Origin of the sequence: Plasticicumulans lactativorans, assembly GCF_004341245.1 — a bacterium.
Lineage (GTDB): Bacteria > Pseudomonadota > Gammaproteobacteria > Competibacterales > Competibacteraceae > Plasticicumulans_A > Plasticicumulans_A lactativorans.
Genome location: NZ_SLWY01000004.1, coordinates 26,676 through 38,513, shown reverse-complemented (window position 1 = coordinate 38,513; position 11,838 = coordinate 26,676). Strand labels below are relative to the sequence as shown.

10 protein-coding genes are annotated in these 11,838 nt (G+C 71.2%); all 10 read left to right on the top strand.

The features are described from left to right. Positions 1-49 precede the first annotated feature (49 nt). Positions 50-619 (top strand): lipid-binding SYLF domain-containing protein, encoded by a 570-nt coding sequence (locus EV699_RS03715; RefSeq protein WP_132539098.1) that lies wholly within the window; start codon positions 50-52, stop codon positions 617-619. Positions 620-764: 145 nt separating this feature from the next. Then, a complete protein-coding gene (locus EV699_RS03710; protein ID WP_132539096.1) occupies positions 765-2,228 on the top strand; it encodes a DUF2252 domain-containing protein in 1,464 nt (487 codons plus the stop codon). Positions 2,229-2,307: 79 nt separating this feature from the next. Then, positions 2,308-3,402: a hypothetical protein gene (locus EV699_RS03705; protein ID WP_132539093.1), complete on the top strand. Its 1,095-nt coding sequence runs from the start codon at positions 2,308-2,310 to the stop codon at positions 3,400-3,402. Between the two features lie 153 nt (positions 3,403-3,555). Further along, positions 3,556-3,840: a hypothetical protein gene (locus EV699_RS03700; RefSeq protein WP_132539091.1), complete on the top strand. Its 285-nt coding sequence runs from the start codon at positions 3,556-3,558 to the stop codon at positions 3,838-3,840. Positions 3,841-3,948: 108 nt separating this feature from the next. Then, entirely contained in the window at positions 3,949-5,835 is a 1,887-nt protein-coding gene (gene mnmG, locus EV699_RS03695) for a tRNA uridine-5-carboxymethylaminomethyl(34) synthesis enzyme MnmG (protein WP_132539088.1), read from the top strand. 119 nt (positions 5,836-5,954) lie between these two features. Further along, on the top strand, positions 5,955-6,218 hold the full coding sequence (locus EV699_RS03690) for a DUF6489 family protein (RefSeq protein WP_132539086.1): 264 nt from the start codon (positions 5,955-5,957) through the stop codon (positions 6,216-6,218). Positions 6,219-6,256: 38 nt separating this feature from the next. Beyond that, positions 6,257-6,631 carry a response regulator transcription factor gene (locus EV699_RS03685; RefSeq protein WP_132539084.1) on the top strand — a complete coding sequence of 125 codons (375 nt, stop codon included), beginning with the start codon at positions 6,257-6,259 and terminating at the stop codon, positions 6,629-6,631. A 56-nt stretch (positions 6,632-6,687) separates the two neighbouring features. After that, a complete protein-coding gene (locus EV699_RS03680) occupies positions 6,688-8,802 on the top strand; it encodes a 3'-5' exonuclease (RefSeq protein WP_132539082.1) in 2,115 nt (704 codons plus the stop codon). Between the two features lie 4 nt (positions 8,803-8,806). Then, complete coding sequence (locus EV699_RS03675; protein WP_132539080.1) at positions 8,807-9,010, top strand: hypothetical protein; 204 nt, start codon at positions 8,807-8,809, stop codon at positions 9,008-9,010. Between the two features lie 7 nt (positions 9,011-9,017). Further along, entirely contained in the window at positions 9,018-11,828 is a 2,811-nt protein-coding gene (locus EV699_RS03670) for a sensor histidine kinase (protein ID WP_132539078.1), read from the top strand. Positions 11,829-11,838: the final 10 nt, after the last annotated feature.

Below are 11,838 nucleotides of genomic sequence, written 5' to 3'. Positions count from 1 at the left end.
TCCCACCCACCACGACCGATGCCCCGTCGCGCATCGCAAGGAGCTGGCCATGAACCTCGCCAAGTACATTCTTCCCCTGCCGCTGGCGTGCCTGTTCGCCCTGACGCTGCTGTGCGGCCTGGCGCTGCCGGCACCGGCGCGTGCGGCCTCGGCGGCCGAGATCGACCGCGACGTCAGCGCCGCGCTGCAGAAGCTCTACGCGCGCTCGCCGGCCGCCAAGGCGCTGGGCGCCAAGGCCCGGGGCATCCTGGTGTTTCCGAATGTGATCAAGGGCGGGCTGATGGTCGGCGGCCAGTTCGGCGAGGGCGCCCTGCGCAGCCGCGGCAAGACGGTCGCCTACTACAACACGGCGTCGGCGTCCTTCGGCCTGCAGGCGGGGGCGCAGACCTTCGGCTACGCGCTGTTCTTGATGGACAACGAAGCGCTCGACTACCTCAACCGCTCCGACGGCTGGGAGATCGGTGTCGGTCCGAGCGTCGTCGTCGTCGACGAGGGCCTGGCCAAGACGCTGACCTCGACCACGGTCCAGAAGGGTGTCTACGCCTTCATCTTCGGCCAGCAGGGGCTGATGGCGGGCGTCGGCCTGCAGGGGTCGAAGATCACCCGCATCCACCCGTAGCCGGCGCGCGCGCGGCGCGCTGACGTGCATCAACCCGGCGCGCCGCGCCGTCGCCTAGAGTTAGCGGCATGCCGGCGCGAGGGCCGCAGGGCGGCGCAGGAGCCCCGCCCGAGGCTGTGCGTGCCGCGGTGGCGAGGAACAGACGATGAACGACAAAGCAGCGAACAAGAAATCCCACAAGGCCAAGCACGACAAGCCGCAGCCCGCGGAGGTGGCCAGCGAACTGCCGGTCGTCGCCCCGCCCACCCTGCCCGACGGACAGGATCGTGACGCGCGCATCGCCGCGGGCAAGGCGCGGCGCCAGCAGGTGTCGCGCGGCGTGCACGCCGAGTGGATGCCGCCGTCCGACCGGCGCGATCCGGTGGAGATCCTGATCGAGTCGAGCGCCGGCCGCCTGCCCGAACTGCTGCCGATCCGTTACGGGCGCATGCTGCAGTCGCCCTTCACCTTCTTCCGCGGCGCTGCGGCGGTGATGGCGGCGGACCTGGCGCGCACGCCGGCCAGCGGCATCCAGGTGCAGGCCTGCGGCGACTGCCACCTGCTGAACTTCGGCGCCTTCGCGACCCCCGAGCGCAAGCTGCTGTTCGATCTCAACGACTTCGACGAGACCCTGCCCGGCCCGTGGGAATGGGACCTGAAGCGCCTCGCCGCGAGCTTCGTGATCGCCGGGCGCAACAACGGCTTCCCCGACGCCGCCGCGCAGGACACGGCGCGCGCCGTCGCCCGCAGCTACCGCGAGCACATGGACGAGCTCTCCGGGATGCGCGCGCTCGATGTCTGGTACGCGCATATCGAGATGGACGCGCTGCTCGAACGCTTCGAGGACGCGGACACGGTGCGCCGCGCGCGCAAGCGCATCGCCAAGGCGGCGGCGCGCGACGTGCTGGAGGAGGACTACCCGGCGCTGGTCAGCGAGGAGGGCGGCAAGCCGCGCATCCGCGACAACCCGCCGCTGATCTATCACCCCGAGGCGTCGGGTACCGCGGCGTTCGAGGAGACGCTGCGCACGGCCTTCGCCGGCTACCGCGAGTCCCTGCCCGACGACCGGCGCCTGCTGCTCGACCGCTACCGCATCGAGGACCTGGCGATCAAGGTGGTCGGCGTCGGCAGCGTCGGCACCGCCTGCGGCATCCTGCTGATGCTCGCCGAGGTCGACGACCCGCTGTTCCTGCAGGTCAAGGAAGCGCGCACCTCGGTGCTCGAACCCTACCTCGGCCGCAGCCCCTACGCCTGCCGCGGCCAGCGCGTGGTCGTCGGCCAGCGGCTGATGCAGTCGGCCTCCGACATCTTCCTCGGCTGGACCGTCAGCCCGAGCGGGCGGCATTTCTACGTGCGCCAGCTGCGCGACATGAAGATCAAGCCGATGGTCGAGCTCTTCGACGTCGACGTGATGACCGCCTACGCCGAAGCCTGCGGCTGGGCGCTGGCCCGCGCCCATGCGCGCTCCGGCGACGCGGCGCGGATCAGCGGCTACCTCGGCAAGAGCGCGCGCTTCGACGATGCGCTGACCGCCTTCGCCGCCGCCTACGCCTACCAGAACGAGCGCGACCACGCGGCGCTGATGCAGGCGGTGCGCGCGGGCCGCATCGAGGCCTATCTGGAGCGCTGACGGCGATCGCGCCGGGCGGCAGGGCCGTGCGGCGGGCAGGGGGCAGGCGATGCGGACGGGAAACGGGCGGAGCAGCGGGGTGGCGGCGCGATGGCTGCGCGGCTGCGGGCCGGTGCTCGTGCTGCTGCTGGGACTCGCGGGGTGTGTCGGTGTCGGCCCGGGGACGGTCGGCCGCGATCGCTTCGACTACAGCGAGGCGATCGCCGATTCATGGAAGAGCCAGATGCTGCTCAACCTGGTGAAACTGCGCTACGGCGATACCCCGATATTCCTGGACGTCGGCCAGATCGTCAGCGGCTACACCGTGCAGAGCACCTTCTCGGCGCTGGGGAGTGCGTTCAACACCAGCGGCGTGGTACCGGGGGTGCCGAACGGCAGCGTCAGCCTCGGCGCGCAGGGCCAGTTCATCGACCGCCCGACCATCACCTACGCCCCGCTCGCCGGCGAGCGCTTCGCCCGTTCGCTGATGACACCGATCCCGCCGCCGGCGCTGATGAGCCTGATCGAGGCCGGCTACCCGGTCGACGTGGTGCTGCGGCTGACCACCGACGGCGTCAACGGCCTGCGCAACCGCGTCGGCGGTGACCTGCGCGCGCGGCCCGCCGACCCGGCGTTCTACGTGCTGCTCGACCGCCTGCGCCGCACCCAGTTGTCGGGCGCCATCGGCATGCGCGTGCAGCGCAGCCAGGGCAACGAGGCGATGCTGATGACCCTGCAGCAGCGCGCCGATCCGGACGTCGCGGCGAACACCCAGGTGATCCGGCAACTGCTCGGGCTCGACCCGAACGCCCGCGAGTTCCGCGTCGTCTACGGCGCGACCGCCGCCAACAACCGGGAGATCGCCGTGCTCAGCCGCTCCGTGCTGCTGATCCTGGTGGATCTGGCGTCATCCATCACGGTCCCCGAGGCGCACGTCGCCGATCAGCGCGTGACCCCGACCGCGGAGCCCGAGGTCGGCCCGGGCGGCCCGCTGCGGCCGCTGATCCGCGTCGGCAGTTCGCTGGAACGCCCCGCCGATGCCTTCGTCGCGGTGCCCTACCGGGGCTACTGGTTCTGGATCGACGACCGCGACATGCCGTCGAAGCGGGTGTTCAGCTTCATGCATTTCATCTTCGCGCTGACCGAGACGGGCAGTAAGGAAGGCATGCCCGTGGTCACCATCCCCACCGGCTGAGCCGGCGCCGGCGGGCTGGCGGGTGCGCCTGCCGCCACGGGCGGTGGGCGTGTGGTATACGGGACGCGCGAACGCGCGTGCGCCCGCCCCGGCTGCGCGCGGCGCGTTCACGCACGATGTTTGGCATCGGTTCACGACAAGGTGGTAGCGACCATGAGCAATTCCTCACACGATTCCGGCCTCGCCACGGTATTGCTGGAGCGGCTGGAGCAGCAGCGGCTCCCGCGCGCCCTGAAGCTGAAGGAGCGCGTCGACCAGGGCGAGGTCCTCGCCCCGTATGACATCGCCTTCCTGGCCGAGGTGTTCGCCGACGCCCGCGACGTGATGCCGCTCGTCAACAAGAACCCGCAGTATCAGGACCTCGTCGCGCGCGTGATGCACCTGTACAAGGAGATCACCGAGAAGGCGCTGGAGAACGAGCAGAACAGGAAGGCGTAAGCCTCGTGCGTCGGGCGGCGCCGTGATGCCCGGCGCCGTCCGACGCTGGCCGCGCGGGCGCCGCGGGACTACAATCGCCGCCCCGTTTTGCCTTTGCGGATCAACGCCATGCGTTACCCCGACGAATTCGACGTGATCGTGGTCGGTGGCGGCCACGCCGGCACCGAAGCCTGCCTGGCCGCCGCGCGCATGGGCGCGCGCACGCTGCTGCTGACGCACACCATCGAGACCGTCGGTGCGATGAGCTGCAACCCGGCGATCGGCGGCATCGGCAAGGGTCACCTGGTGCGCGAGATCGACGCGCTCGGTGGCGCGATGGCGCATGCCGCCGACCGCGGCGGCATCCAGTTCCGCACCCTCAACTCGCGCAAGGGGCCGGCGGTGCGCGCCACCCGCGCCCAGGCCGACCGCGCGCGCTACCGCGCCGCGATCCGCCACATCGTCGAGAACCAGCCGGGGCTCGCGGTGTTCCAGCAGGCGGTCGACGACCTGCTGGTGGACGGCGGGCGCGTCGCCGGGGTGCGCACGCAGACCGGCATCGAGTTTCGCGCGCGTGCGGTGGTGCTGACCGCCGGCACCTTCCTCGCCGGGCGCATCCACGTCGGGCTGGAGAACCACGAGGGCGGGCGCATGGGCGATCCGCCCTCCAACCGCCTCGCCGCGCGGCTGCGCGAACTGCCCTTCAACGTCGGCCGGCTGAAGACCGGCACGCCGCCGCGCCTCGACGGCCGCAGCATCGACTTCGCCGCGCTGCAGGAGCAGGCGGGCGACACACCCTGCCCGGTGTTCAGCTTCCTCGGCCATGTCGACGAGCACCCGCGGCAGGTGTCGTGCTGGATCACCCACACCAATGCGACCACGCACGCGATCATCCGCGAGGGGCTCGACCGCTCGCCGATGTACACCGGCGTGATCGAAGGCGTGGGGCCGCGCTACTGCCCCTCGGTCGAGGACAAGATCGTGCGCTTCGCCGACAAGGAGCGGCACCAGATCTTCCTCGAACCCGAGGGGCTCGACACCCACGAGTTCTATCCCAACGGCATCTCGACCAGCCTGCCGTTCGACGTGCAGTTGCTCCTGGTGCGCTCGATCCAGGGGCTCGAACGCTGCCACCTGACGCGCCCCGGCTACGCCATCGAGTACGACTTCTTCGACCCGCGCGACCTGCACCCCACGCTCGAAACCAAGCACCTCGGCGGGCTGTGGTTCGCCGGCCAGATCAACGGCACCACCGGCTACGAGGAGGCGGCGGCGCAGGGCCTGCTCGCCGGCCTCAACGCCGCGGCAGCCGCGCTCGGGCGCGAGGGCTGGTGGCCGCGGCGCGACCAGGCCTACATCGGCGTGATGGTCGACGACCTCGTCACCTGCGGCACGCGCGAGCCCTACCGCATGTTCACCTCGCGCGCCGAGCACCGCCTGCACCTGCGCGAGGACAATGCCGACCTGCGCCTGAGCGCGATCGGTCGCCGGCTGGGGCTGGTCGACGATGCCCGCTGGGTGGCCTTCGAGGCCAAGCGCGAGGCGATCGAGCGCGAGGGCCAGCGCCTGCGCGACTGCTGGGTGCGCCCGGCCGAACTGCCGGCCGGGGCGGCCGAGGCGGTGCTCGGTGCGCCGCTCGCGCGCGAAACGCGCGCCTTCGAGCTGCTGCGCCGCCCCGAGGTCGACTACGCCGCCCTCACCACGCTGGTCGGCAGCGCGGGGGTGGCGCCGGCGGTGGCCGAGCAGGTCGAGATCCAGGCCAAGTACGCCGGCTACATCGAGCGCGCGCAGTTCGACATCGCCCGCACGCAGCGCTTCGAGGACGCCGCCCTGCCTACCGGGCTCGATTACCGCAATGTGCGCGGGCTGTCCGCCGAGGTCTGCGAGAAGCTCAACCGCGTGCAGCCGGCCACCGTCGGCCAGGCCGGCCGCATCCCCGGTGTCACCCCGGCGGCGATTTCCCTGCTGCTGGTGCACCTGCGCCGCGCCGAACTGCAGCGCCGCGCCGGCGTCTGAGCAGCGCCGCGGCCGGCGGACGGCCGCACCGCGGGCTATTTTTCAGCTAGTGTCACCACGGCCCGCGCCGCGCGGGCCGGACGGGCGCCAGGTGGGCGCACCTCAGCACGGGGATGTCGATGAAACTCAATGTGAACGTCGAGGCCACGCCGCAGGAGCTGCGGGAATTCCTGGGGCTGCCCAACGTGCAGCCGCTGCAGGAGGAAATGATGGCGACGATCCGCGAAAACATGCGGAAGGGCGTCCAGGGCTTCGACCCGGTGACGCTGATGAAGCCCTTCCTGTCCCCGCAGGTGCCGATGCAGTCGCTCGAAAACCTGCAGAAGGCGTTCTGGGAAACCTTCAGCAAGGCCAGCATCGCCCGCCGGGACGGCGCCGAATAAGCACGAGCAGCGGCGCGGCCGGCTGCAGCGAGGGGGAGATGGCGAGCAAGATCCTGGTGGTGGACGACGAGCCCAACATTCTGCTGTCGCTCGAATTCCTGATGAAGCACGCAGGCTTCCAGGTGCGCACCGCGGGCGATGGCGATGCCGCGCTGGCCGCGGTGGCGACCGAGGTGCCCGACCTGGTGCTGCTCGACGTGATGATGCCGCGGCGCGACGGCTACGAGGTCTGCCAGGCGATCCGGCAGAACCCGGCGCTCGCGCACGTCAAGATCATCATGCTCACCGCCAAGGGGCGCGACGTCGAGCGCGAGAAAGGGCTGGCGCTCGGCGCCGACGACTACATCATCAAGCCCTTCGCCACCCAGGAACTGGTGAACAAGGTCAAGGAACTGCTCGCCGGCGGCAGCTGAGCCGCCCGCCGCGCCGGGCCTGCCGGCGGCGACGTCGTCACGAGGGGAACACCGACATGAGCGTTCGCGCGAAATTCTGGGCGCTGCTGCTCGCGCCGCTCGCGTTCACCGGGGTGTTCGCGGCGGTCTCGCTGTGGAAGCTGCCCGAGATCGTGCCCGACCCGTACACGCAGAGCCAGGTGATGACCTTCTACGCCGCCGGCGGGCTGCTCGCCTGCTTCGCCTACGCGCTGGTGTGGGCCTTCATCGACACCGCCTTCGTGCGTCCGCTGAAGGCGCTGCTGCACGGCGCGCGCATCATCGCGCGCAGCAACCCCGCGCACGAACTGCTGATGCCGCGCACCCACCTGCTGGGGTCGCTGCCGACGATCGTGCAGGAGCTCGGCGCCAGCCTGCACAAGGCGCGCCGCGAGGTCGCCGCCGCCACCGCCACCGGCACGCGCGAGATCGAGGCGCAGAAGTCGCGGCTCGAAGTGGTGCTGCGCGAACTCTCCGAAGGCGTGCTGATGTGCGACGCCGATGCGCGCATCGTGCTCTACAACCCGGCGGCGCTGAAGCTGCTGCCCAACCCCGACACGCTCGGCCTCGGCCGCCCGGTGTACGGCGTGCTCACCCGCGCGCCGATCGAGCACACCCTCGACTGGCTGCGGTTTCGCCAGAGCCAGGCCGGCGAGGGCGCGGCGCCGGCGTCCGATGCCGAGTTCATCTGTTCGAGCGCCGACGAATCGGTGCTGTTGCAGTGCCGCATGAGCCTGCTGCCGGCGCCGGGGGGCGCGCGCAGCTCCTTCGTCATCACCTTCCGCGACATCTCGCAGCAGGTGGCGCCGGGCACGCTCGGGCCGAGCGGCTTCAAGGAACTGGTCGAGGACCTGCGCCGCGAGCTCGCCAGCCTGCGCTTCGCCGCCGAGAGCCTGTCGCTTTACGAGGACATCGAGCCGGCGCAGCGCAAGGCCTTCGAGCAGGTGATCTTCGACGAGAGCGCGGCGCTCACCGAGCGCGTCGAGTACCTCGCCCACCACGTGCGCGCGCTGTTCGCGGCGCAGTGGCCGACCGCCGACGTGTTCAGCGCCGACATCATCGGCAGCGTGCTGCAGCGGCTGGAGCGCGCCGGCGGGCCGGCGGTGACGATGGTCGGCGAGCCGCTGTGGCTGCACTGCGACGGCCAGTCGCTGATGCAGCTGCTGGAGTTCTGCATCGGCCAGCTGCACGCGGCGCACCCGGGCGGCGCGCTCGAGGTGGAATGCCTGCTCGGCAACCGGCAGGTGTACATCGACCTGGTGTGGCAGGGCGAGCCGCTCGCGGCGGGCGAGATCGAGCGCTGGCTGGCGCAGCCGCTGCAGAACGTGGCCGGCGCGGCGACGGTGGGCGAGATCCTGCGCCGCCATCACAGCGACCTCTGGAGCCAGGCGCACCGGCGCCGCGGCTACGCGGTGCTGCGCATCCCGATGCCGGCGTCGCGCCGGCAGTGGCAGTCGCTGGTCGAGGCCACCCCCGAGCGCCCGGAGTTCTACGACTTCGGGCTCGAACAGACCCCGGCGGAGTTCTGCGCGCTCGCCGGGCGCGCGCTCAGGTCGCTCACCTACGTGGTGTTCGACACCGAGACCACCGGGCTCGCGCCGTCGAAGGGCGACGAGATGATCCAGATCGCCGGCGTGCGCATCGCCAACGGGCGCATCCTCGAAGGCGAGGCGTTCGAGCGCCTGATCAACCCCGGCAAGCCGATTCCCAAGGCCTCGATCAAGTTCCACGGCATCACCGACGAGATGGTGCGCGACCAGCCGCGCGCCGAGGCGGTGCTGCCGCAGTTCCGTGCCTTCGTCGGCGACGACGAGACCGTGCTGGTCGCCCACAACGCCGCCTTCGACATGAAGTTCCTCGAACTCAAGGAGGCCGCGGCGGGGGTGCGCTTCGGCAACCCGGTGCTCGACACCCTGCTGCTCTCGGGGGCGATCCACGACTTCACCGATGACCACACCCTCGACGCCATCGCCGAGCGCCTGGGCGTGGACGTGCACGACCGCCACAACGCGCTGGGCGACGCGCGGGTCACCGCGCGGGTGTTCGTCAAGCTGCTCGACCTGCTCGAAGCGCAGGGCGTCACCACGCTCGGCCAGGCGCTCGAACTGTCCGAGCAGATGATCGCCGTGCGCCGCCAGCAGGCGCGGTTCTAGGCCCGTGGACGGTCCCGGGCGCGACACCGTCGTGGCGCTGGCGCTGGCCGCCGCGCTCGGCTTCAACTATCCGCTGCTCGCGGTGTTCGACCGCCTCGCCGGCGTCTCCGGCATCCCGGTGCTGTACCTGTACCTGTTCGCGTTCTGGCTCGCGGTGATCGTGCTGGCCGCGTGGGTGGTGCCGCGCGTTCCCGACGACCCCGAGTAGCCCCCCGATGCTGTCCGACGCCCTCATCGTGCTCTGCGCGCTCGCCTACCTCGGCGTGCTGTTCGCCGTGGCCTGGCATGGCGACCGGCGCGCCGACGCCGGGCGCTCGCTGATCGCCAATCCCTGGCTGTACACGCTGTCGCTCGGCGTCTACTGCACCGCGTGGACCTTCTACGGCAGCGTCGGGCGCGCGGCGGGCGGCGGCGTGGGCTTCCTGCCGGTGTACCTGGGGCCGACGCTGGTGATGCTGCTCGGCTGGGTGGTGGTGCGGCGCATCGTGCGCATCACCAAGGTCAACCGCATCACCTCGATCGCCGACTTCATCGCCTCGCGCTACGGCAAGAGCCAGTGGCTCGCAGGGCTGGTGACGGTGATCGCGGTGCTCGGGATCATGCCGTACATCTCGATCCAGCTTAAGGCGATCGCGCTGAGCTTCGCGGTGCTGCGCGGCTACCCGGAGATCGCCCGCGCCGCCGTCGACACCACGCAGCCGGTGTGGGCCGACACCACGTTCTACGCGGCGCTGATGCTGGTCGCCTTCACCATCCTGTTCGGCACCCGCCACATCGACAACACCGAGCGCCACGAGGGCCTGGTCGCGGCGATCGCCTTCGAGTCGCTGATCAAGCTGGTCGCCTTCGTCGCCGTCGGCGCGTTCGTCACCTGGGGGCTGTACGGCGGCTTCGGCGACCTGTTCGCGCGTGCCGCCGGGCACCCGCAGCTCGCGCGGCTGCTGCACTGGGAGGCCGTGCCCGGCGGCTACGGCGGCTGGTTCACGCTGCTGGTGCTGGCGATGGCGGCGTTCCTGTTCCTGCCGCGGCAGTTCCAGGTGCTGGTGGTGGAGAATGTCGACGAGTCCCACCTGCGCACCGCGAGCTGGGCGTTCCCGCTGTACCTGTGGGGGATCAACCTGTTCGTGCTGCCGGTCGCGCTCGGCGGGCTGCTGCTGTTCGAAGGGCGCGGGCTCGACCCCGACCTGTTCGTGCTCGACCTGCCGATGCTCGCGCACGAGCCCTGGCTCGCGCTGATCGTGTTCATCGGCGGGCTGTCGGCGGCGACCAGCATGGTGATCATGGAGACCGTCGCGCTGTCGACGATGGTCTGCAATGACCTGGTGATGCCGGTGCTGCTGCGCCTGCGCCGGCTGCGCCTGACCGAGCGCGGCAACATCACCGGGCTGCTGCTGGCGATCCGCCGCGGCGCGATCAGCGTCACCATCCTGCTCGGCTACGTCTACTTCCGCGCGATCGGCGACTCCTACGCGCTGGTCAGCATCGGCCTGGTGTCGTTCGCCGCGGCGGCGCAGTTCGCGCCGGCGATCCTGATCGGCCTGTACTGGCGCCGCGCCAACCGTCTCGGCGCCACGCTCGGGCTGGGCGGCGGCTTCGCGGTGTGGGCCTACACCCTGCTGCTGCCGTCCTTCGCCAAGTCGGGCTGGCTGTCGGCGGATTTCGTCGAGTTCGGGGCGTTCGGCTGGGAACTGCTCAAGCCATACGCGCTGTTCGGCCTCCACGGCCTCGACCCGTACAGCCACGCGCTGTTCTGGAGCCTGTTCTGCAACGTCGGCGGGCTGGTCGCAGGGGCGCTGCTCGGCCGCCAGGACGCCGTCGAGCGGGTGCAGGCGAGCCGTTTCGTCGACATCTACGCGCGCCCGCATGCCGGCTCGGTGCTGTGGCGCGGCTGGCAGGGGCGCGCCGACTTCGGCGCGCTGCGCGGCCTGGTCGAACGCTTCCTCGGCCGCGAACGCGCGGCGAACGCCTTCGACCGCTACGCCCGCGAGCACGGCGTCGACCTCGCGCGCCTCGACCAGGCCGGCCCCGACCTGCTGCACTACGCCGAGAGCCTGCTCGCCGGCGCCATCGGTGCGGCCTCGGCGCAGGTGGTGGTGGCCTCGGTGGTGACGCGCCAGCAGCAGCTCGGCATCGAGGAGGTCATGGCCATCCTCGAGGAGACCTCGCAGGCGATCGAGTACAGCCGCCAGCTCGAACAGAAGTCGCGCGAGCTGCAGGCCGCCACCGACAGCCTGCGCGAGGCCAACGCGCGGCTGCAGGAGCTCGACCGCCTGAAGGACGAGTTCGTCAGCACCGTCACCCACGAACTGCGCACGCCGCTGACCTCGATCCGCGCCTTCGCCGAGATCATGCAGGGCGTGCCCGACATGCCGGTCGCGCAGCGCGCCGAGTTCCTCGGCATCATCGTCAAGGAGAGCGAGCGGCTGACGCGGCTGATCAACCAGGTGCTCGACATGGCCAAGATCGACTCGGGCCGCGTCGACTGGCGCAGCGAGCGCGTCGACCTGCGCGGGCTGCTGAACGACGCCTGCAACGCCACCAGCCAGCTGTTCCGCGACAAGGGCGTGGCGCTGGCGCTCGACCTCGACGCCGCCGCGCCCGCCGCCGCCAGCGTGATCACCGGCGACACCGACCGCCTCACCCAGGTGTTCATCAACCTGCTGTCGAACGCGGTGAAGTTCTGCCCCGACGCGGACGGGCGCGTGGCGGTGCGCCTGCGCGCCGATGCCGCGCGCGTGCGCATCGAGGTCGAGGACAACGGCCCCGGCATTCCCGCCGACCAGCTGCAGCAGGTGTTCGAGAAGTTCCACCAGGTGTCGAGCCAGCAGGCCGGCAAGCCCAAGGGCACCGGGCTCGGCCTGCCGATCAGCCAGAAGATCGTCGAGCGCCACGGCGGGCGCATCTGGGCCGACAGCGCCCCCGGGCGCGGCGCGACCTTCATCGTCGAGCTGCCGCACCAGCCGGTGCCGGCTGCCGATGCGTACGGCGACGTGGCGCGTCTTCCGCAGCCGGCGGCCGGTGGCTAGACTCGACCGC